This is a genomic window from Methylobacterium sp. 1A (genome assembly GCF_058072805.1).
Window position 1 is genome coordinate 3056014 of record NZ_JBYQVE010000001.1, and the last position, 22316, is coordinate 3078329.

Below are 22316 nucleotides of genomic sequence, written 5' to 3' on the forward strand. Positions count from 1 at the left end.
ACCGATGACGCCGCTCGAAATCCTCGGGACCGTGCTCCTGATCGTGCTGAAGAGCTTCGTGCTGCTCTCGGCACTGCTCGTCTTCATCGCCTACGCGCTGCTCGCCGACCGGAAGATCTGGGCTGCGGTGCAGCTCCGGCGCGGCCCGAACGTGGTCGGGCCGTTCGGCCTGTTCCAGTCCTTCGCCGACCTGATCAAGTTCGTGATCAAGGAGCCGGTGATCCCGGCGGGCGCCAACAAGGCGATCTACCTGCTGGCGCCGCTGGTCTTCGCGATGCTCGCCCTGTCGAGCTGGGCGGTGATCCCGCTCGCGGACGGCTGGGCGATCGCCGACATCAATGTCGGCATCACCTACATCTTCGCGATCTCGTCGCTCGGCGTGTACGGCGTCATCATGGGCGGCTGGGCGTCGAACTCGAAATACGCCTTCCTCGGCGCCCTGCGCTCGGCGGCCCAGATGATCTCCTACGAGGTCTCGCTCGGCTTCGTGATCATCTGCGTGCTGCTCTGCGCCGGCTCGCTCAACCTCTCGCGCATCGTGATGGCGCAGGACACCAGCCTCGGCCTGTTCGGCTGGTACTGGCTGTGGCTGTTCCCGATGTTCGTGGTGTTCTTCGTCTCGGCGCTCGCCGAGACCAACCGCCCGCCCTTCGACCTGCCGGAGGCGGAGTCGGAGCTCGTGGCCGGCTACATGGTCGAGTACTCCTCGACGCCGTACCTGCTGTTCATGCTCGGCGAGTACGTCGCCATCATGAGCATGTGCGCCCTCGGGACCATCCTGTTCCTGGGCGGCTGGCTGTCCCCGATCCCGTTCGCGCCCTTCACCTGGGTGCCGGGCGTGATCTGGTTCACCCTGAAGGCCAGCTTCCTGTTCTTCCTGTTCGCGATGGTGAAGTCCATCGTGCCCCGCTACCGCTACGACCAGCTCATGCGTCTCGGCTGGAAGGTCTTCCTGCCGATCTCCCTGATCTCGGTCGTCGTCGTCGCCTTCGTGCTCAAGCTGACCGGCCTCGCGCCGGGCGCCTGAGCCCCCCTTCGCATCGGAGATCCGGGCATGAAGCTCGATCAGGTCGCCAAGAGCCTCCTTCTGAAGGAGTTCGTGTCCGGGATGATCCTCGGCATGCGCTACTTCTTCAAGCCGAAGGCCACGATCAACTACCCCTTCGAGATGGGCCATCGCGGTCCGCGCTTCCGGGGCGAGCACGCGCTGCGCCGCTACCCGAACGGCGAGGAGCGCTGCATCGCGTGCAAGCTCTGCGAGGCGATCTGCCCGGCGCAGGCGATCACCATCGAGGCGGGCCCCCGGCGCAACGACGGCACCCGCCGCACGACGCGCTACGACATCGACATGGTGAAGTGCATCTACTGCGGCATGTGCCAGGAGGCCTGCCCGGTGGACGCCATCGTGGAAGGGCCGAACTTCGAGTTCTCGGTGGAGACCCGCGAGGAGCTTCTCTACGACAAGCAGAAGCTCCTGCTGAACGGTGACCGCTGGGAGCGCGAGATCGCCCGCAACATCGCGATGGACGCGCCGTATCGCTGAGCCGTCGTTCCGGGCACCGGTCGCCGGTGCCCGGCAGAAGATGACGCGAAAACAAGGCCCTAGAGCGTCGCACCGGTTCCCGGTTCCGGTGGGATGCTCTAGAGCCATGCCGGGGGCGCTGTTGTGCCCCCGTCGACCGGGTTCTATAGACGGGCCGCCCGCCGCGGACCGTCTCCACGCACGGCAGAAGGGGCCGCTCCGGCGGCCGATCCCGATCAGCGCATGACCGCAGCAGCCGCCTTCTTCTATCTGTTCGCGAGCATCACGGTCGCGTCGGGCTTCATGGTGATCGCCTCGCGCAATCCCGTCGCCTCGGTGCTGTTCCTGATCCTCGCCTTCGTGAACGCCGCCGGACTGTTCGTCCTGATGGGCGCCGAGTTCCTCGCGATGATCCTCGTGGTCGTCTACGTCGGCGCGGTCGCGGTGCTGTTCCTGTTCGTGGTGATGATGCTCGACGTCGATTTCGCCGAGCTGCGCCAGGGCTTCCAGCAGTATCTTCCGATCGGGGCCCTGATCGGCGCGATCTTCCTGGTCGAGATCCTGCTGGTCGTCGGCTCGTGGAGCATCGATCCGGGCCTCGTCCAGGCCCCGCTCGGCAACGTCGCCTCGGCCGAGAACCTCACCAACGCGCAGGCGCTGGGCCGCGTGATCTACACGGACTACGCCTACTTCTTCCAGCTCGCCGGCCTGATCCTGCTGGTCGCCATGATCGGCGCCATCGTGCTGACGCTGCGCGACCGGCCGGGCGTCAAGCGCCAGAACATCGCGGTCCAGAACGCCCGCACCCAGGCCATGGCGGTCGAGACCCGCAAGGTCCCCTCGCGCCAGGGTGTCGAGGTCTGATGCGCGCGCTGACGAGAGCCGGAGGAATCGAACGATGATCGGCCTGAGCCACTACCTCACCGTCGCGGCGATCCTGTTCACGCTCGGCGTGCTCGGCATCTTCATCAACCGCAAGAACATCATCGTCATCCTGATGTCGGTCGAGCTGATCCTGCTCTCGGTCAACATCAACCTCGTCGCCTTCTCGACGCAGCTGAACGACATCACCGGACAGGTCTTCGCCCTGTTCGTGCTGACCGTCGCGGCCGCCGAATCGGCGATCGGCCTCGCCATCCTGGTGGTGTTCTTCCGCAACCGCGGCTCGATCGCGGTGGAAGACGTCAGCATGATGAAGGGCTAGGGCCTTCCCCTTCGCGCGCCCCGAGTGACATCCGGACGCCGCCGCTTCGCGGCCGGCCCGGAGGACGGACTGCAAGAGAGCGATGTATCACGCGATCGTCTTCTTCCCGCTCATCGGCTTCCTGATCGCCGGCCTGTTCGGCCGGTACATCGGGGCGCGGGCCTGTGAGTACATCACCACGTCCTTCCTCGCCTTCACGGCGCTGATCGCCTGGGGCGTGTTCATCGACGGCGGGCCGGCCGAGCGCGTGCAGGTGGCGTCATGGTTCGCGGCCGGCGACCTCCAGGTCGACTGGGCCTTCAAGGTCGACACCCTGACCCGGGTGATGCTGGTCGTCGTGACCACCGTCTCGACCCTCGTGCACCTCTACTCCGTGGGCTACATGGAGGAGGATCCGCACCGGCCGCGCTTCTTCGCCTACCTGTCGCTGTTCACCTTCGCCATGCTGATGCTGGTGACGGCCGACAACCTCGTCCAGATGTTCTTCGGCTGGGAGGGCGTGGGCCTCGCCTCGTACCTGCTGATCGGCTTCTGGTACGAGAAGCCCTCGGCCAACGCCGCCGCCATGAAGGCGTTCATCGTCAACCGCGTCGGCGATTTCGGCTTCTCGCTCGGCATCTTTCTGGTCTTCGTGCTGACCGGCTCGGTGGCGTTCGACGCCGTCTTCGGCAAGGTCGACGCGATCAAGACGCTCAGCTTCCACCTCCTCGGCTACGACTGGAACGCCCTGACGCTGGCCTGCCTGCTGCTGTTCATGGGCGCCATGGGCAAGTCGGCGCAGTTCCTGCTGCACACGTGGCTGCCCGACGCCATGGAGGGCCCGACCCCGGTCTCGGCGCTGATCCACGCCGCCACGATGGTCACCGCCGGCGTGTTCATGGTCGCCCGCCTGTCGCCGCTCTTCGAGGAGGCTCCCAACGCGCTGATCGTCGTGACGGTGATCGGCGGCATCACGTCCCTGTTCGCGGCCACGATCGGCCTCGTGCAGAACGACATCAAGCGGGTGATCGCCTACTCGACCTGCTCGCAGCTCGGCTACATGTTCGTGGCGCTCGGCGTCGGCGCCTACGCGGCCGGCGTGTTCCACCTGTTCACCCACGCCTTCTTCAAGGCGCTGCTGTTCCTCGGCGCCGGCTCGGTCATCCACGCGATGCACCACGAGCAGGACATGCGGAACATGGGCGGCCTGCGCCGCTACATCCCCTACACCAGCGCCATGATGGCGATCGGTTCGCTCGCGCTGATCGGCTTCCCCTACACGGCCGGCTACTACTCGAAGGACGCGATCATCGAGGCGGCCTACGCCTCGACCCGCCCCGGGCACACGCTCGCCTTCCTGTGCACCGTGGTGGCGGCGTTCTTCACCTCGTTCTACTCCTGGCGCCTGTTCTTCATGACCTTCGAGGGTCCGGCCCGCTGGGGTGCGCACGCGGCGCACGATCAGCACCACGCGCCCGCGGTCGCCCACGCGACTACGGCCCACGCGACCATGGCCCACGAGGCCGACGGCGCGCCCGGGCACACCGAGGGCGTCGCCCACGACGACAAGGGCCACGACATCGAGCCGGCCCACAAGAGCGACCTCGTCGCCGACGACCACCACGGGCACGGCCACCACGGCGACCACACGCCCCACGAGAGCCCGCTGGTGATGACGATCCCGCTGGCGATCCTCGCCTTCGGCGCGCTGTTCGCCGGGATCATCTTCCACAACCGCTTCATCGGCGAGGGGATGGAGGCATTCTGGGGTCACGCCCTGGCGCACGGCCCGAACAACCACATCATGCACGAGATCCACGACGTCCCGGCGCTGGTCTCGTACTCGCCGCTGATCATGCTGATCCTCGGCTTCGTCGTGGCCTACTGGATGTACATCCGCCGGCCGGAACTGCCGGGCGCGCTCGCCGCGCAGCAGCCGTCGCTGTACCGGTTCCTGCTCAACAAGTGGTACTTCGACGAGATCTACGACCGGATCTTCGTCCGCCCGGCCAAGGATTTCGGCCTGTTCCTCTGGAAGCAGGGCGACGGCCGGATCATCGACGGCCTCGGACCGAACGGGATCGCGGCGCGCGTCGTGGACGTGACCCGCGGGGTGGTCCGTCTCCAGACCGGCTACGTCTACCACTACGCCTTCGTCATGCTCATCGGCGTCGCCGGCCTGATCAGCTGGTACCTGATGTCCGGCCTGCCCAAGGGTGCACACTGACATGCTCGGCCTCGGCATCCTCTCCGGCCTGCTGATCGTGCCGCTCTGCGGCGCGGCCTTCATCCTCACGCTGAACGGCGACGAGGAGTCGGTCGCGCGCAACAGCCGCTGGGCCGCGCTCGCCACCACGATCGTCACCTTCCTGCTCTCCCTGGTGGCGTGGAGCCGCTACGACACCGCCTCGTCGAGCTTCCAGCTCGTGGAGAGCCACGCGTGGCTCACCGAGACGATCCGGTTCAAGCTCGGCGTCGACGGCTTCTCGATGCCGCTGATCCTGCTGACCACGTTCCTGATGCCGTTCTGCATCGGCGCCTCGTGGCACTCGATCCACTTCCGCGTGAAGGAGTACTTCGTCGCCTTCCTCGTCCTCGAGACGACGATGATCGGCGTCTTCGCCGCCCTCGACCTGGTGCTGTTCTACCTGTTCTTCGAGGCCGGCCTGATCCCGATGTTCCTGATCATCGGCATCTGGGGCGGCGCGCGCCGGGTCTACGCCAGCTTCAAGTTCTTCCTCTACACCCTGCTCGGCTCGGTGCTGATGCTGCTCGCCGTGATGGCGATGTACTGGCAGGCCGGCACCACCGACATCCCGACCCTGCTGCAGTACCGCTTCCCGGTGCAGATGCAGACCTGGCTGTGGCTCGCCTTCTTCGCCTCCTTCGCGGTGAAGATGCCGATGTGGCCGGTCCACACCTGGCTGCCCGACGCCCACGTGGAGGCGCCCACCGCCGGCTCGGTGATCCTGGCGGGCATCCTCCTGAAGATGGGCGGCTACGGCTTCATCCGGATCTCGCTGCCGATGCTGCCGGTGGCGAGCCACGACTTCGCGCCCTTCGTGTTCGCGCTGTCGGTGATCGCGATCATCTTCACGTCGCTCACCGCGATGATGCAGACCGACATCAAGAAGCTGATCGCCTACTCGTCGGTGGCCCATATGGGCTTCGTGACGCTGGGCCTGTTCACCCTGAACGAGCAGGGCATCCAGGGCGCGCTGTTCCTGATGATCTCCCACGGCATCGTGTCGGGGGCGCTCTTCCTCTGCGTCGGCGTCGTCTACGACCGGATGCACACCCGCGAGATCTCGGCCTATGGCGGCCTCGTGAAGCGGATGCCGCTCTATGCCGTGGCCATGATGGTGTTCACGATGGCCAATGTCGGCCTGCCGGGCACCTCGGGCTTCGTCGGCGAGTTCCTGGCCATGCTCGGCGCCTTCAAGGTGAACCCGAACGTGGCGTTCTTCTCGACCTTCGGCATCATCCTGTCGGCGGCCTACGCCCTGTGGCTCTACGCCCGGGTGATCTACGGGAAGCTGGAGAAGCCGAATCTCCAGGGCATCCTAGATCTCGACACCCGCGAGAAGATCATCCTGGCGCCGCTGGTCGTCCTGACGATCTACTACGGCGTTCACCCGGCCCCCGTGCTCGACGTGTTCGCGCCCTCGACCGACGCGCTGATGGCGAGCATCAAGACCGCGCTCTCGAACACCCAGACGGCCGCCGCGGCGCTGCCGATCCCGCGCTGAGGCGGACACCATGACAACCGTCCACTCCGTCCTGCCCTCGCTGGCGCCGCTCATGCCCGAGCTGATCCTCGGCGTCGGCGTCATGGGCCTGATCCTCTACGGCGCGTGGCGCGGCGACCGCTCCGCCGAGACCGTGAGCATCGGCGCCCTCGCCCTGCTCCTCGTCGCCCTGTCGGTGGTGATCTCGCAGCCGGTGCACGGCCGGGTCACGACCCTGTCGGGCGCGTTCGTGTCCGATTCCTTCGCCAAGGTGATGAAGTCGCTGGTGCTGCTCGGATCCTCGGCGACGATCCTGCTGGCGCACGACTTCTTCAAGCGCGAGCGCATCGACCGGTTCGAGTTCCCGGTCCTGATCGTGCTCTGCACCATCGGCATGATGGTCATGGTCTCGGCCAACGACCTGATCGCGCTCTACCTGGGCCTGGAGCTGCAGTCGCTCGCCGCCTACGTGATCGCCGCCTTCCACCGCGACGACGTGAAGTCCACCGAGGCCGGCCTCAAGTACTTCGTGCTCGGCGCGCTCTCCTCCGGCATGCTGCTCTACGGCGCCTCGCTGGTCTACGGCTTCACCGGCACCGTCTCGTTCCCCGGCATCGTCTCGGCGCTCAACGAGAATGCCGGGTTCGGCATCGTGCTGGGCATCGTGTTCCTGGCGGCCGGCGTGTGCTTCAAGCTGGCGGCCGTGCCGTTCCACATGTGGACGCCCGACGTCTACGAGGGCTCGCCGACCCCGGTGACGGCCTTCTTCGCCTCGGCGCCGAAGATGGCCGCCGTGGCGATGACCGTGCGGGTCTTCATCGGCGCGATGCCGGACGTGACGGCGATCTGGCAGCAGATCTTCATCTTCGTCTCGATCGCGTCGATGGCGCTCGGCTCGTTCGCGGCGATCGGGCAGACCTCGATCAAGCGCCTGATGGCCTACTCGTCGATCGGCAATATCGGCTACGCGCTGATCGGCCTGGCCTCCGGCTCGGAGGAGGGGATCAGCGGGCTCGTCACCTACATGATTATCTACCTCGCGATGACGCTCGGCACCTTCGCGATCATCCTGTCGCTCCGGCGCCGGGACGTGATGTTCGAGAAGATCGAGGACCTGTCGGGCCTGTCGCGGACCCATCCGTGGCTCGCCTTCTGCCTCGCCGCGATGATGTTCTCGCTGGCCGGCATCCCGCCGCTCGCCGGGTTCTTCGCGAAGTTCTACGTCTTCGCCGCCGCCATCAAGGCGGGTCTCGTGACGCTGGCGGTGATCGGCGTGGTGACCAGCGTGGTGGGCGCCTACTACTACCTGCGCGTCGTGCGGATCATGTACTTCGACGAGCCGAAGGAGCCGTACGAGGCGATGGCCCCGGGCCTGCGCATCGTGCTCGCCCTGTCGAGCGTCGTGGTGGTGCTGTTCTTCCTGCTGCCCGGGCCGCTGGTCGGCGCCGCCGGCCGGGCCGCGAAGTCGCTGTTCTAGGACGGCCTTGACCTACCGACTCGGGCCCTCGGCGCGCGCCGAGGGCCACCGCCTGCACGTCCACGACACCCTCGGCTCCACCAACACGGAGGCCGTGGCGCGCGCGCGCGCCGGCGAGACAGGCCCGCTCTGGGTGGTGACGCACCGCCAGGAGGCGGGCCGCGGTCGGCGGGGCAACAGCTGGTCCTCGCTCCCCGGCAACCTCGCGGCGAGCGTGCTCTGGCCGGTCGCCGGGGTCGCGCCGGATCACCTCGCCGAGTTGGGCTTCGTGGCGGGCCTCGCCCTGATCGAGGCGCTGGAGGCGGCCTGCGGCACCCTGCCGGATACCGGATCCGGCGCCGGGGCCCGATCTTTTCAGCTTAAATGGCCGAACGACGTGCTGCTCGGCGGGGCGAAGCTCGCCGGCCTGCTCCTGGAGGCGGAGACGCTCCCGGGCGGGCGGCGCGCCGCGGTCATCGGCTTCGGCGTGAACGTCGCGGCGGCGCCGGAGGGTCTCGGGGCCGCGAGCCTGGCGGCGGCGGGTTACGCGTGCGGCGCCGAGGCGCTACTGGAACATCTCTCGGACCGGGTGGCCGCGCGGGCGCGCGCCTGGGACCGGGGACGGAATTTCGCTGACCTGCGCGCGGCCTGGCTCGCGCGGGCCGCGGGTCTCGGATCGGAGATCGCGGTGCACAGCGGCGGTCACATCCTGCGGGGCGTGTTCGAGACGATCGACGAGGGGGGGCGGCTCGTGATCCTCGCCTCCGACGGGAACCGGCATACCGTGACGGCGGGCGAGGTGCATTTCGGATCGGCCGCGACGGCGGCCTGAGTTTGGACGACGACAGATGGTTAAGGGACAGGAGGAGCTGGTCTTCCTGCCGCTCGGCGGCGTGGGCGAGATCGGAATGAACGCGGCGCTCTACGGGTTCGGCCCGGAGAAGGGTCGGAAGTGGATCATGGTCGATTGCGGCATGGGCTTCGCCGGCGAGGAGCAGATGCCGGGCGTCGACCTGATGTTCCCCGACCTCTCTTTCATCGAGGAGCGGCGCAAGGACCTGCTGGGGATCTTCATCACCCACGCGCACGAGGACCACATCGGGGCGATCTCGGAGCTGTGGCCCCGGCTCAAGGTACCGGTCTACGCGACCCGTTTCGCCAAGAACCTGCTGGAGACCCGGCGCCTGTCCGAGCCCGGCGCCCCGAAGGTCGAGCTGCGGGAGGTGAAGCCCGGGCGGCGCGTGACCGTCGGGCCGTTCGAGCTCGAGTACGTGCCGGTCTCGCACTCCATCCCGGAATCGAACGCCATCGCCATCCGCACCGCGGCGGGCCTCGTCCTCCACACTGGCGACTGGAAGATCGACCCGACCCCAGTGGCCGGCTCGGTGACGTCGCCGGAGGCGTTCACGGCGCTCGGGGACGAGGGCGTCCTCGCCATCGTCTGCGACTCGACCAACGTCGTGCGCGAGGGCTTCTCGCCGAGCGAGAAGACCGTCGCCGAGACGCTGAAGACGCTGATCGCGGACGCGCCGCACCGGGTCGCCGTGACGACCTTCGCGTCCAACGTGGCGCGCATCCGCGCGGTCGCCGAGGCCGCCGCCGCCTGCGGGCGTGAGGTCATCGCGGTCGGCCGCGCCATGGACCGGGTGATCGACGTCGCCCGCGAGTGCGGCTACCTCGACGGCCTGCCCGAGTTCCGCCGCTCCGATTCGTGGAAGAGCCTGCCGCGGGAGCGCGTCGTCGCGCTGCTCACCGGCTCACAGGGCGAGCCGCGGGCGGCGCTCGCCCGCGTCTCCCGCCGCGACCACCCGGATATCAGCCTCACCGCCGGTGACCAGGTGATCTTCTCCTCGCGCGCCATTCCGGGCAACGAGCGCGATGTCGGCTCGATCATCAACGACCTGATCGAGCAGGGCGTCGAGGTGATCACCGACCGCACCGACCTCGTCCACGTCTCCGGCCACCCGCGCCGGGACGAGATGGTCGAGATGTACCGGTGGACCCGCCCGGGCACCGCGATCCCGGTCCACGGCGAGGCCCTGCACCTCGACGAGCACGCCCGCTTCGCGCGGGCGCAGGGCGTGCAGAACGTGGTCAAGGCCCGCAACGGCAGCCTGATCCGTCTGAGCCCCGGCAAGCCCGAGGTGATCGACAACGTGAAGGCCGGCCGCCTGTTCAAGGACGGCGACGTCCTGATCGACGAGAAGGACCGGGCGATCCCGGAGCGGCGCAAGCTGATGCAGGCCGGCCTGGTCTCGGTGGCAATCGCTATCGACGAGGACGGCGTCGTGCTCGGCGAGCCGGCGGTGGACATCATCGGCCTGCCGAACCGCGGCCGGTCCGGCGAGCCGCTGATCGAGACCGTGGTGGACGCCGTCTCCCGCACCCTGTCGGGGATGTCGCGTGGCAAGCTCAAGGACTCGGAGAGCGTCGAGAAGACGGTCGACCGGGCGGTGCGCACCGCGGTCAACGAGGTGTGGGGCAAGAAGCCGGCCTGCCACGTGCAGGTGGTGGAGGTGTGAAGCTGGCTGCCGATAGCGGTTGGCTGTAATCTAGACGAAGCCGAAGCAGCCGATCATCCGATCGGCTGCCGGACAGGGCCCGGGTTCCCTCTCGCGCACGGGAGAGGGACAGGGTGAGGGGGACAGGTTCTGCCGGAGAGGGCTCGTCCCTCACCCCAACCCTCTGCCGCACGGGAGAGGGGGCCGGTCGCGTTCGCGCGTACGGGCGGAGCCTTCCCCGCGAACGAACGAAGCTCCCGGACAGGGGGCCAGAACGCCGGGGAGGAAACATCATGATCGGCCGTCTCAACCACGTGGCCATCGCCGTGCAGGATCTCGACGCCGCCTGCGCGGTCTACCGCGACACGCTGGGCGCGACGATCACCGCGCCCCTGCCGCAGCCCGAGCACGGCGTCACCGTCGTGTTCGTCGAGCTGCCGAACAGCAAGATCGAGCTGATGTCCCCCCTGGGCGAGGGCTCGCCGATCGAGTCCTTCGTGGCCCGCAATCCGGGCGGCGGCATCCACCACGTCTGCTACGAGGTCGACGACATCCTGGCCGCGCGTGACCAGCTCAAGGCGCAGGGCGCCCGGGTGCTCGGCACCGGCGAGCCGCGGATCGGCGCGCACGGCAAGCCGGTCCTGTTCCTTCACCCCAAGGACTTCCTCGGCACCCTGGTCGAGCTGGAGCAGGTGTGAGCCGGATGATGAACGCGCTGGCCCGCTCGACGCCGGTGACCCTGGCGGCGATCACCGTCCTGATCGCCGCCTTCGTGGCGGCGGCGGTGAGCCTGTTCAAGCTGACGGTGGGCGGGGCGATCGCCCTCTACTTCGTGGTCTGGTGGACGCTGCTCTTCGCGGTCCTGCCCCTGCGGAACCAGCCGGAGACGCGGCCCAGCCACGTAGTTCCGGGCCAGGATCCCGGCGCGCCGGCGGCGCCGCGACTGCGCGAGAAGGCGATCTGGACGACGCTGGTCGCGGGCGCCGCCTTCCTGATCGCCCTGGCGGTGTTCCCGCTGACTGGACTGTAGGACGGCTCTGAGCGGCGATCCGGGAGACGCCCCGCGTCGGGTCACGGCCCGGGAAACCAGATGGGCGCGGGCCCTCCCGGTGGTCCGACACGGCCGCGCCGACTGGACCCAAGAATAAAAAAAGCAAGGCCCGAGGCCTTGCTTTCAAGCTTCACTGGCTCGACCTTGAAATATCCCTCGCATTGGCTGCGGGGCGGTCGCTTTTCCTCCCGAGACTCGGACCTTGCGCCACCTCTTCCGGGCGTCGCAAACATCGCCGGACGCTTATAGGAACAACAATTCGTGTTGTCACCGGGTCTGCGAGAAAAATCTGCGCTTTCTTGCCGGCAAATGGGCATACCGCTTTCCGCCTAGGCAGCGGCCTCAGCGCGGCCGGGTCGCCGCCTCCGGTTCGCCGCGATTACGCCCCGCCGTGGTCGCGCAGTGCTTGTAATTTGCGTCTCCGGCGTGTTGTGTGCCGGCGCGCCGCGGCTCCTCCCGGCCGATCCTCTTCCAAGACTCTGACGACATGCGTCTCTCCCGCTATTTCATGCCGACCTTGCGCGAGACGCCCAAGGAAGCCGAGATTGTCTCGCACCGGCTGATGCTGCGCGCCGGCCTAGTCCGCCAGGAGGCCGCCGGCATCTACGCCTGGTTGCCGCTGGGCCTGCGGGTTCTGGAGCGCGTCTGCGCGGTGATCCGGCGGGAGCAGGACCGGTCCGGCGCCGTCGAGATCCTGATGCCGACGGTGCAGTCCGCCGAGCTGTGGCGGGAATCCGGCCGCTACGACGCTTACGGCAAGGAGATGCTGCGCCTGAAGGACCGGCACGACCGCGAGATGCTCTACGGCCCCACAGCCGAGGAGATGGTCACCGAGATCTTCCGGGCGAGCGTGCGCTCCTACAAGGACCTGCCCAAGAACCTCTACCAGATCTCGTGGAAGTTCCGCGACGAGGTGCGGCCGCGCTTCGGCACGATGCGCTCGCGCGAGTTCCTGATGAAGGACGCCTACTCGTTCGATTTCGACCAGGCCGGGGCGCGCCACGCCTACAACCGGATGTTCGTGGCGTACCTGCGGACCTTCGCGGGCCTCGGCCTGAAGGCGATCCCGATGCGCGCCGATACCGGCCCGATCGGCGGCGATCTGTCCCACGAGTTCATCATCCTGGCCAAGACCGGCGAGAGCGAGGTCTTCTGCGACAAGGCCTATCTCGACTTCGACATCCCGCCGGCGACCGTCGATTTCGACGACGTCGCCGCCCTCCAGGGCATCGTCGATGCCTGGACCTCGCACTACGCGGCCACCGAGGAGATGCACGAGCCGGCGGCCTTCGCGGAGGTCCCGGAGGACAACCGCATGGCGGCCCGCGGCATCGAGGTCGGGCACATCTTCTACTTCGGCACCAAGTATTCCGAGCCGATGGGCGCCAAGGTCGCCGGTCCGGACGGGATCGAGCGGCCGGTCCATATGGGCTCCTACGGCATCGGGCCGAGCCGGCTGGTCGCCGCCATCGTCGAGGCCAGCCACGACGAGGCCGGGATCATCTGGCCGGACTCGGTGGCGCCGTTCGACGTCGCGCTGATCAACCTCAAGGTCGGGGACGCGGCCACCGACGCCGCCTGCGCGCAGATCCAGTCCGACCTCGAGACCGCCGGCCTGTCGGTGCTCTACGACGACCGCGACGAGCGTCCCGGCGCGAAGTTCGCCACCGCCGACCTGATCGGCCTGCCCTGGCAGGTGATCGTCGGGCCCAAGGGCCTGGCGGAGGGCAAGGTCGAGCTGAAGCGGCGTGCCGGCGGCGAGCGCGAGAGCCTCGCGACCGTCGATCTGCTGGCACGCATCCGGCGCGTCTGAGGCGTGCCGATGGCCGCCTCAGCGAAGCTGGACCGGGTTCGGACCTTCGCGGCCTCGTTCGCGGCCTCGTTCCGCCAGGGCACCGCGCCCTTCGCGCCGTTCGAGTGGATCCTCGCCGGCCGCTACCTGCGCGCCCGGCGCCGGGGCGGCGGCGTCTCGGTGGTGGCGTTCTTCTCGGTGCTCGGCATCGCGCTCGGCGTCGCCACGCTGATCATCGTCCTGTCGGTGATGAACGGCTTCCGCGCCGAGCTGCTGTCGAAGATCGTCGGCATCAACGGCCACCTGTTCGCGACGCCCATCGACCGGCCGTTCAACGACTGGACCGACCTGTCGGAGCGCCTGTCGAAGGTGGCGGGCGTGCGCGCCGCGGTGCCGCTGGTCGAGGGCCAGGCCTTCGCCTCGTCGCAGTACGGCGGCTCGGGGGTCATCATCCGCGGCGTGCGGGCGGCCGACCTCGACGCGCTGGCGGCCGTGTCCTCGGCGATCCGCGGCGGCACCCTCGAAGGTTTCGACGACGGCACCGGCGTGCTGATCGGGCGGCGGCTCGCCGACACGCTGGGCCTGCAGGCCGGCGACACGATCACGCTGGTCACGCCCAAGGGCTCGTCGACGCCCTTCGGGACGGCGCCGCGCACCAAGAGCTACACGGTCAAGGCGGTGTTCGAGGTCGGGATGACCGAGTTCGACCAGACCTTCGTGTTCATGCCGCTGGCCGAGGCCCAGGCGTTCTTCAACAAGGACGGCGACGTGAGCATGATCGAGATCTACGTCGACGATCCCGACCATGTCGGCGACATGCGCGAGCCCCTGGAGATGGCGGCCGAACGCCCGATCCTGCTCACCGACTGGCGCCAGCGCAACCGGACCTTCTTCGGGGCCCTGGAGGTCGAGCGGAACGTCATGTTCCTGATCCTCAGCCTGATCGTCGTGGTGGCGACCCTCAACATCGTCTCCGGCCTGATCCTGCTGGTGCGCGACAAGTCGAGCGACATCGCGATCCTGCGCACCATGGGGGCGACGCCGGGCACGATCATGCGGGTGTTCCTGATCAACGGCGCGCTGATCGGCGTCGTCGGGACGCTCAGCGGGCTCGGCCTCGGCATCCTGATCACCCTCAACATCAAGCCGATCCAGCACGTGCTGTTTCCGGGCGCATGGGACCCGACGGTGCGGTTCCTCGCCGAGATCCCGGCCCAGATGAACCCGAAGGAGATCACCGCCGTGGTGATCACCTCCCTGCTGCTGTCGCTCGCGGCGACGCTGTATCCCTCCTGGCGCGCCGCCCGGCTCGATCCGGTGCAGGCCCTCCGCTACGGCTGACGGGCCGCATCCGATGAGCGATTCGAGCCAGACCGCCGGCGACCAGCCGGTGCCGGCGCTGTTCTTCTCCCGCGTCGAGCGGCGCTACGCCCAGGCCGAGGGTGCCCTCGAGATCCTGCGCGGGGCCGACCTCGCGATCTGGCCGGGGGAGTTGGTCGCGCTGGTGGCGCCGTCGGGAGCCGGCAAGTCGACCCTGCTGCACCTCGCCGGCCTCTTGGAGCGTCCGGACGGGGGCGAGATCTATATCGGCGGTCAGCCCACGGCCGCGATGGCGGATTCCGAGCGCACGCGCCTGCGGCGCGAGGAGATGGGTTTCGTCTACCAGTTCCACCACCTGCTGCCGGAGTTCTCGGCGCTGGAGAACGTGGTGATGCCCCAGCTCATTCGCGGCCTGAAGGCCCCGGAGGCGAAGGCCCGCGCCACGGAACTCCTGAGCTTCCTCGGCCTCAAGGAGCGGCTGCCGCACCGCCCGGCGGAGCTGTCGGGAGGCGAGCAGCAGCGCGTCGCCATCGCCCGGGCGGTGGCCAACGGCCCGCGGCTGCTGCTCGCCGACGAGCCGACCGGCAACCTCGATCCCGGGACGGCGGGCCACGTCTTCTCGATCCTGATGGCCCTGGTCCGCGCCTCGGGGCTCGCCGCCCTGGTCGCGACCCACAACCTGGAATTGGCCGCCCGCATGGATCGGCGGGTCACCATCCGGGACGGGCTGATCACGCAGCTCGACTGAGCGGGCCACCCGCTGAGCAGATCTCCCGTGTGCCGGCGCAGCGACGGCACGCGCGGCGGCGCGCCCCTTGCACGCCGCGCCCCGGCAGCCTCGATCAACCACAGGGCGCATCGCTCCCGGCCCGCGACGCCAGCCGGCCCGCGGACCTCCGAGCCCCGCAAGTGCACGCGATCTTTAATCCGTCGCGCCGCGTGCGACGCGTCACGTCGCGGAAGACACCGGGCCCCTATCTTGTGATCACGCAAGACAAAACAGAGCCGAACAACCGGCCTGTACTGCGTTATCTCTGGAGCCTGACCATGAAGACCCGTATCGCCGCAGCCGTCACCGCACTTGTCCTTGGCGTTGCCCCGATCTCGTCCGCTCTGGCGGCCAACGGCGCCCGCTGGACGGGCCTCGCTCCCTACGAGGTCGAGACCACGGGCTCGCTCGGACTGGGGGTCCACGACAATCCCAACTACGTCGGCTGCCCGCTGAGCTCGGCCGCCGAGGGCAACGCCGACCAGCAGACCCGGCCGGTGAAGCAGTACGGCCAGACCTCCGGCGGCTACCGCTGCTGAGCCGACGCGAGGACGGATGAAGCTCAAGGCTCTCTCCTACGTCATGATCGGCGCCTTCGTGAGCGGCCTGCTCATGACGTTCGTCGGTTCGGCCACCGCGCTGCTCGGGCAGTAATCGAAAGGGCGCCGCTTCCGTCGGAGGCGGCGCCCCCCCGCGTTCGGGCAGCCGGCGGGTCAGGACGCGCGGGACGGGCCGGGACCGGACTCGGCGGCCGTCAGCCGCTCGACGTAGTCGCAGGCGTCGAGGACGGCGTCGCGGCCGTCCGCCATCCGCGCCCGGGCCGCCGCGCAGGCCCGCGTCACCGCGGGGTCGGCGAGCAGCCGGCCGAGGACCCGCGCCGCCCGCGCGGGCCGGAAGGCGCGGCGGCTCAGGGTGGCGCCGAGATCCCGATCCTTCAGGCGCCGCCCCTCGTCGAAATGGTCGAAGGCCACGGGCACCACGAGCTGCGGGACGCCCGCGGCCAGCGCCTGCGCCACCGTGCCGACGCCGCCGTGGTGGACCAGCGCCGCGCTGCGCGGCAGCAGGGCGCTCAGGGGGGCGTAGGGCAGGTGGATGATCCCGGCCGGCAGCGGCCTCGGGATCTGCCCCCCCTGCGGGGCGAGCAGGACGCCGCGCCGGCCCATGCGCCGGCACAGCCGCACCGCGGTGTCGAAGAAGCCGGCGCCCTGGCGCATGGCCGAGCCGTAGGTGAACACGACCGGCGGGTCGCCCGCCTCGAGGAACGCCTCCAGCTCCGGCGGCATGGACGCCACGTCGCCGAACCGGTCGACCAGCGGGAAGCCGAGCTGCACCGCTTGGCCCGGCCAGTCGGCCTGCGGCTCCGCGTACCAGTCGGGGAACATCAGGAGCATGCCGGTCGGGCTGTTCCACCAGTGCCGCAACCGGTAGACCGGATCGAGGCCGAGACGCGCCCGCAGGGCGTTCAGCGGCGGGAGGGTGAACGGGCCGACCGCCACTTTGTCGACGCCGAGATTCACGTAGGCCCGCAGGGCGGCCGGCAGGACGCGCGGCAGCGGCAGGCCCGGCAGGCGCGGCGGATCGTACCGGCTCTCGATCAGGAACGGCATGACGTGCAGCGTCGCGGTCGGCAGATCGTAGAGGTCCTGCGCGAGCCGCGCCCCCCAGCCCAGCGGCGAGGCGACCACCCGCAGGTCGATCCCCCGGGCGCGGGTCGCGCCGAGCCACAGGCAGGCCGGCTCGGCCACCCGCAGGGCGTAATCGAACATCGGGCGGAACCCCTGCTGCGGGTGCCACAGATCCGGCTGGCGGATCACCGCCTCGTAATCGGCGACCGTGCCCAGGGGCTGGAAGGCGAGGCCGGCCCGGCGGGCCATCGCCTCGAACGGGGCCGGGGCCGCCAGCGAGACGCCGTGGCCGCGCTTCAGGAGCTCGTGCCCCAGCGCGATGAACGGAAGCACATCGCCGTGTGTGCCGACGGCCACGAGGGCGACGTCGAACCGTTCGACCGTCCGGTGCTCGGGAATGGCTTGCTCCTTCGAACTCCCCAGCCGGTGACGAGCTCGTCTCGAAGGCGGGGGCATGCCAGCCCGCCCGATCCGCATCAAGACACTTTTTACCCTGTCGAAGAAACGGGGCCGCCCTGTGACCCGCAGACCCTTTCCATAGAACAAAACATGAACATACTAGGGCCGGAACACAGGAGGCAGGTCGATGCTGAAGCGGGTGATCCTGACCGGAATGGTCGAGTTCATGGCGTTCGGGATGCTGTTCGCGGCGGTGGGCGCCTGGGCGATAGCCTTGGCACCGGTTCGTTAGCCGGATTTTTCCGAAGACCGCCCGGTTCCGTCCGCGGACGGGTTATGCACAGGCGATCGCCCCGTAGGCGCCGATTGTCCACAGGGGCGGGCCGAACTGGTGCTTCCGGGGCACGACCGGTGGATATCGTCCGCCGGCGGCGCGGCGCACGTCGACTTGAGGCCGGCGAGCGGGGATGCTGCCCGACCCCGGAACAAGGTCGGCCATGCCACGCCAGCTCAAGGAGGTCGGATTCGTCCACCTCCACGTCCACTCGTCCTATTCCCTGCTCGAAGGGGCGCTGAAGGTCGGCTCCCTGATCAAGGCGGCGGTCGCCGACAGGCAGCCGGCCCTGGCCCTGACCGACACCAACAACCTGTTCGGCGCGCTGGAATTCTCCGAGAAGGCGGCCGGGGAGGGCGTCCAGCCGATCGCCGGCGTGCAGCTCTCGGTGGCGTTCGAGGCCGCGGACCCGCACCAGCGTCAGGCGCCGACCAGCCACGGCATCGTGCTCCTCGCCCAGGACGAGACCGGCTACGCCAACCTGCTGCGGCTGGCGAGCCGCGCCTATTTCGACACGGCCCTCGGCGAGGCGCCGCGCCTCGATGCCGGAGCGCTCGCGGGCGCCTCCGAGGGGCTGATCGCGCTCACCGGCGGGATGGCGGGCCCCCTCGACGCGGCCTTCCGGGCGGGCCGGCCGGAGCTCGCCCTCAACCGCCTGAAGCGCCTGAAGGAGACGTTCGGCGAGGACCGGCTCTACGTGGAGATCCAGCGCCACGGCCAGTCCGAGGAGGCGCGGATCGAGACCGCGCTCCTCGACCTCGCCGGCCGCCACGGCCTCGGGATCGTGGCGACGAACGAGCCCTACTTCGCCAAGCCCGACGACTACGACGCCCACGACGCGCTGCTCGCCATCGCGGAGGGCCGCCTCGTCTCGGACGAGCGCCGCCGCCGCCTGACGCCGAGCCACGCCTTCAAGACCCGGGCCGAGATGGCCGAGCTGTTCCGCGACCTGCCGGACGCGCTCCAGGCGACGGTCGAGATCGCCATGCGCTGCGCCGTCCGTGCGCGGACCCGCAAGCCGATCCTGCCGAATTTCGGCGCCGTGGCGGCCGGCGAGACGCCGCCCATGGCGGAGGCGTCCGACGCGGGCGCGCGGGCGGTCTCGGCCGACGAGCCGACCGAGCTGCGCCGGCAGGCCGAGGCCGGGCTGGAGCTGCGCCTGAAGCAGCACGGCACGGCGCCGGGCTTCTCCGAGGAGGATTACCGCAAGCGCCTCGCGTTCGAGCTCGACGTCATCGTCAAGATGAAGTTCCCGGGCTACTTCCTGATCGTCTCCGACTTCATCAAGTGGGCCAAGGACCACGACATCCCGGTCGGTCCGGGCCGCGGCTCGGGCGCGGGCTCGCTGGTGGCGTGGTCGCTGCTCATCACCGACCTCGACCCGCTCCGGTTCGGCCTGCTGTTCGAGCGCTTCCTCAACCCCGAGCGCGTCTCGATGCCGGATTTCGACATCGACTTCTGCGTCGAGGGCCGCGAGCGGGTGATCCGCTACGTGCAGCAGCGCTACGGCGAGGGGCAGGTCGGGCAGATCATCACCTTCGGCACGCTGCTCGCCCGCGGCGTGCTGCGCGACGTCGGCCGCGTCCTGGAGATGCCCTACGGGCAGGTCGACAAGCTGACCAAGCTCGTGCCGCAGAACCCCGCCAACCCGGTCACGCTCGCCCAGGCCATCGAGGGCGAGCCCAAGCTCCAGCAGGCCATGGAGGAGGAGCCGATCGTCGGCCGCCTCATCGACATCTCCAAGAAGCTCGAGGGCCTGCACCGGCACGCCTCGACCCACGCCGCCGGCGTGGTGATCGGCGACCGGCCGCTCGAGGAGCTGGTCCCGCTCTACCGGGACCCGAAGACCGGCATGCGGGTCACCCAGTTCAACATGAAGTGGGTCGAGCAGGCGGGGCTGGTGAAGTTCGACTTCCTGGGCCTCAAGACCCTGACGATGCTGCGGTGCTGCACCGATCTGCTGAAGCAGCGCGGCATCGACATCGACCTCGCCTCGCTGCCGCTCGACGACCCGAACACCTACGGGCCGATGGGCCGGGGCGAGACGGTCGGCGTGTTCCAGGTGGAATCGGCCGGCATGCGCAAGGCGCTCTGCGAGATGCAGGCCGACCGGCTGGAGGACATCATCGCCCTGGTGGCGCTCTACCGGCCGGGCCCGATGGCCAACATCCCGGTCTACTGCGAGCGCAAGCTCGGCCGCGACGCCGGCAACGAGGCGTCCTGGTACCCGGATCCGAAGCTGGAGCCGATGCTGAAGGAGACCTTCGGCATCATCGTCTACCAGGAACAGGTGATGGAGATCGCCAAGGTGCTCGCCGGCTACTCGCTCGGCGAGGCCGACATGCTCCGGCGCGCCATGGGCAAGAAGATCCGCGCCGAGATGGACGCGCAGCGCGACCGGTTCCTCAAGGGCTGCACCGAGCGCGGGCTGACCAAGGCCAAGGCCAACGAGATCTTCGACCTGCTCGCCAAGTTCGCCGATTACGGCTTCAACAAGAGCCACGCGGCGGCCTACGCGCTGCTGACCTACCAGACCGCCTACCTGAAGGCGAACTTCCCGGTCGAGTTCCTGGCGGCCGCCATGACCCTCGACATCGACAACACCGACAAGCTGGCCGAATTCCGCCAGGACGCGCAGCGCCTGAAGATCACGGTCGAGCCGCCCTCGATCAACACCTCCGGCGAGGTGTTCGCGGTGCGCGACGGGAAGATCTTCTACGCGCTGGCCGCCATCAAGGGCGTCGGCCGCGAGGCGGTGCGGGCGCTGGTGGAGGCCCGCGGTGACCGGCCGTTCAAGGACCTCGCCTGCCTCGCCCGCCGGCTGAACCCACGGATGATCAACAAGCGCACCCTGGAGAGCCTCGTCCAGGCCGGGGCGCTCGACTGCATCGAGCCCGACCGCGCGCGCGCCTTCGCGGCGGTGGAGCCGATGATGAAGCTCGCCGCCAGCGCGGCGGAGGCGGAATCGGCCGGCGTCACCGACATGTTCGGCGGCGTGGTGGCGGACGACGTGTCCCTGCGGATCCCGCCGCACGAGATCTGGCCGATGGCCGACACGCTCAAGCGCGAGTACGCGGCGATCGGCTTCTTCATCTCGGGCCATCCGCTCGACGAGTACGGCGACCTCTTGGACAAGCTGCGAGTGCAGAGCTGGACGGATTTCTGCCGCGCCGTGCGGGCCGGGACGTCGAGCGTCGGCCGCGTGGCGGCCTCGGTGCTCGACCGGGCGGAGCGGCGGACCAAGACCGGCAACAAGATGGGCATCGTGACCCTGTCGGACCGGACCGCGCATTTCGAGGCGATCATCTTCTCCGAGGGGCTCGGCCAGTACCGCGACATCCTGGAACCGGGCCGACCGCTGGTTCTGCAGCTCCAGGCGAACCTGGAGGGCGAGGACGTGCGCGCCCGCATCCTCACCGCGGAACCCCTCGACCAAGCGGTCGCCCGCCACCAGAAGGGCATCCGCATCCATCTGAGCGACCCGCGCGGCGTCGCGCCCGTGCAGCAGCGCCTGTCGATGCGGGGCGAGAGCGAGGTCTCGCTGATCCTCAAGCTCGACGGCGGCGAGCGCGAGGTGGAGATCCGGCTCCCGGGCAAGTTCCAGGCGAGCCCGGCGCTCGCCGGCCAGCTCCGGACCGTGCCCGGGGTGGTGCAGGTGGAGGTGAGCTGAGGGGCGGCTGATACCAAGCGCCTGTGGGTTCGGTTGGCCCGCGCCGTCTTCGCGAGCGGAGCGAAGCGATCCAGGGACGCGCCACGCTCGATGAGGGCGCGCGACACGGGGTTGCTTCGCTCCGCTCGCACGGACGGGTGGGCTTTTGTGAGTTCTGTCGCCGGGAATTGTAGGTGCGTGCCCGTCGAGGCCCTCAGCTCGCCGCCGTCCCGCTGGCTGCCAGCACCACCGCCCGGCTCCCCACCGGCACGCGGGCGTACAGGTCGATGATGTCCTGGTTCAGGAACCGGACGCAGCCCGACGACACCATCGTGCCGATGGTCTGCGGCTCCGTGGTGCCGTGCAGGCGGTAGAGCGTGTCGCCGCCGTCCCGATAGAGGTAGAGCGCCCGCGGACCGAGCGGATTGCCGGCCCCGCCGGGCAGGCCGCCGGCATAGGGCCCGTAGCGCTCGGGCTCCCGCCTGACCATGGCCTGGGTCGGCGTCCAGCGCGGCCATTCGGCCTTGCGGGCGATGACGGCCGCGCCTCGGAAGTTGAACGCCTCATCGCGCCCGACGCCCACGCCGTAGCGGATGGCGCGCCCGCCCTCGCGCACGAGGTAGGCGTAGCGCGCCGAAGGATCGACCACGATCGTGCCCGGCGGCTCGGCCGTGGGGTAGGCCACCTCCCGGCGCAGGAAGCGCGGGTCTATCGCGGACAGGTCCACCGCCGGCACGGGGAAGGGCTCGCCGTCGAGCGCGGCGTAGAGGGCCGTGTAGGCCGGGTCGACGGGTGGGCGCAGCGCGGCGACGGGGCGCGGCTCGCGGGTGACGCAGCCGGCGACGAGCAGGGGCGTGCCGGCGAGCAGGCTGCGGCGGGTCGGAAACATCGATGCTGCGCTCCAAGGTCTGGCGACGACACACAGAACCGCCACGCGGCCGCCCCGTCCATCGGCTATGGGGTGATCGCACCCATAACCGGATGGCA

Annotated in this window: 18 protein-coding genes; 16 read left to right on the forward strand and 2 right to left on the reverse strand. The window is 69.3% G+C overall.

Annotated features, from left to right (window positions below; genetic code table 11):
- Window positions 1-4: 4 nt before the first annotated feature.
- The 15 genes from nuoH to ACX9MN_RS15025 all read left to right on the forward strand — a co-directional run bounded on the left by nuoH (window position 5) and on the right by ACX9MN_RS15025 (window position 15861).
- Window positions 5-1027 (forward strand): NADH-quinone oxidoreductase subunit NuoH, encoded by a 1023-nt coding sequence (nuoH, locus tag ACX9MN_RS14955; protein ID WP_020092240.1) that lies wholly within the window; start codon window positions 5-7, stop codon window positions 1025-1027.
- 27 nt (window positions 1028-1054) lie between these two features.
- Window positions 1055-1543 carry an NADH-quinone oxidoreductase subunit NuoI gene (nuoI, locus tag ACX9MN_RS14960; protein ID WP_007560744.1) on the forward strand — a complete coding sequence of 163 codons (489 nt, stop codon included), beginning with the start codon at window positions 1055-1057 and terminating at the stop codon, window positions 1541-1543.
- Window positions 1544-1765: 222 nt separating this feature from the next.
- Entirely contained in the window at window positions 1766-2386 is a 621-nt protein-coding gene (locus ACX9MN_RS14965; protein ID WP_020092241.1) for an NADH-quinone oxidoreductase subunit J, read from the forward strand.
- Window positions 2387-2420: 34 nt separating this feature from the next.
- Window positions 2421-2726 carry an NADH-quinone oxidoreductase subunit NuoK gene (gene nuoK, locus ACX9MN_RS14970; RefSeq protein ID WP_010686008.1) on the forward strand — a complete coding sequence of 102 codons (306 nt, stop codon included), beginning with the start codon at window positions 2421-2423 and terminating at the stop codon, window positions 2724-2726.
- A gap of 82 nt (window positions 2727-2808) precedes the next feature.
- Entirely contained in the window at window positions 2809-4932 is a 2124-nt protein-coding gene (gene nuoL, locus ACX9MN_RS14975; protein ID WP_020092242.1) for an NADH-quinone oxidoreductase subunit L, read from the forward strand.
- Between the two features lies 1 nt (window position 4933).
- Window positions 4934-6454 (forward strand): NADH-quinone oxidoreductase subunit M, encoded by a 1521-nt coding sequence (locus ACX9MN_RS14980; protein WP_489724816.1) that lies wholly within the window; start codon window positions 4934-4936, stop codon window positions 6452-6454.
- 10 nt (window positions 6455-6464) lie between these two features.
- A complete protein-coding gene (gene nuoN, locus ACX9MN_RS14985) occupies window positions 6465-7910 on the forward strand; it encodes an NADH-quinone oxidoreductase subunit NuoN (protein WP_056532553.1) in 1446 nt (481 codons plus the stop codon).
- Window positions 7911-7917: 7 nt separating this feature from the next.
- Window positions 7918-8721: a biotin--[acetyl-CoA-carboxylase] ligase gene (locus tag ACX9MN_RS14990; protein WP_489724817.1), complete on the forward strand. Its 804-nt coding sequence runs from the start codon at window positions 7918-7920 to the stop codon at window positions 8719-8721.
- 16 nt (window positions 8722-8737) lie between these two features.
- Entirely contained in the window at window positions 8738-10411 is a 1674-nt protein-coding gene (locus ACX9MN_RS14995; protein ID WP_489724818.1) for a ribonuclease J, read from the forward strand.
- A 272-nt stretch (window positions 10412-10683) separates the two neighbouring features.
- Entirely contained in the window at window positions 10684-11088 is a 405-nt protein-coding gene (gene mce, locus ACX9MN_RS15000) for a methylmalonyl-CoA epimerase (protein WP_020092246.1), read from the forward strand.
- Window positions 11089-11093: 5 nt separating this feature from the next.
- Window positions 11094-11420: a DUF1467 family protein gene (locus ACX9MN_RS15005; RefSeq protein WP_020092247.1), complete on the forward strand. Its 327-nt coding sequence runs from the start codon at window positions 11094-11096 to the stop codon at window positions 11418-11420.
- A gap of 508 nt (window positions 11421-11928) precedes the next feature.
- Window positions 11929-13254: a proline--tRNA ligase gene (proS, locus tag ACX9MN_RS15010; protein ID WP_020092248.1), complete on the forward strand. Its 1326-nt coding sequence runs from the start codon at window positions 11929-11931 to the stop codon at window positions 13252-13254.
- A 9-nt stretch (window positions 13255-13263) separates the two neighbouring features.
- The gene (locus ACX9MN_RS15015) at window positions 13264-14574 is read left to right on the forward strand and encodes a lipoprotein-releasing ABC transporter permease subunit (protein ID WP_091680286.1); all 1311 of its coding nucleotides are present in this window, start codon (window positions 13264-13266) and stop codon (window positions 14572-14574) included.
- Window positions 14575-14587: 13 nt separating this feature from the next.
- Window positions 14588-15301 carry an ABC transporter ATP-binding protein gene (locus ACX9MN_RS15020; RefSeq protein WP_020092250.1) on the forward strand — a complete coding sequence of 238 codons (714 nt, stop codon included), beginning with the start codon at window positions 14588-14590 and terminating at the stop codon, window positions 15299-15301.
- 299 nt (window positions 15302-15600) lie between these two features.
- Window positions 15601-15861 carry a hypothetical protein gene (locus ACX9MN_RS15025; protein ID WP_020092251.1) on the forward strand — a complete coding sequence of 87 codons (261 nt, stop codon included), beginning with the start codon at window positions 15601-15603 and terminating at the stop codon, window positions 15859-15861.
- 174 nt (window positions 15862-16035) lie between these two features.
- Here ACX9MN_RS15025 and ACX9MN_RS15030 read toward each other — a convergent pair whose 3' ends face one another.
- Entirely contained in the window at window positions 16036-17304 is a 1269-nt protein-coding gene (locus ACX9MN_RS15030) for a glycosyltransferase (RefSeq protein ID WP_489724819.1), read from the reverse strand.
- A gap of 539 nt (window positions 17305-17843) precedes the next feature.
- On the opposite strand from ACX9MN_RS15030, the gene dnaE reads away from it, so the two are divergent.
- Window positions 17844-21350: a DNA polymerase III subunit alpha gene (gene dnaE, locus ACX9MN_RS15035; RefSeq protein WP_489724820.1), complete on the forward strand. Its 3507-nt coding sequence runs from the start codon at window positions 17844-17846 to the stop codon at window positions 21348-21350.
- Window positions 21351-21543: 193 nt separating this feature from the next.
- Here dnaE and ACX9MN_RS15040 read toward each other — a convergent pair whose 3' ends face one another.
- A complete protein-coding gene (locus ACX9MN_RS15040) occupies window positions 21544-22218 on the reverse strand; it encodes a L,D-transpeptidase (RefSeq protein ID WP_489724821.1) in 675 nt (224 codons plus the stop codon).
- Window positions 22219-22316: the final 98 nt, after the last annotated feature.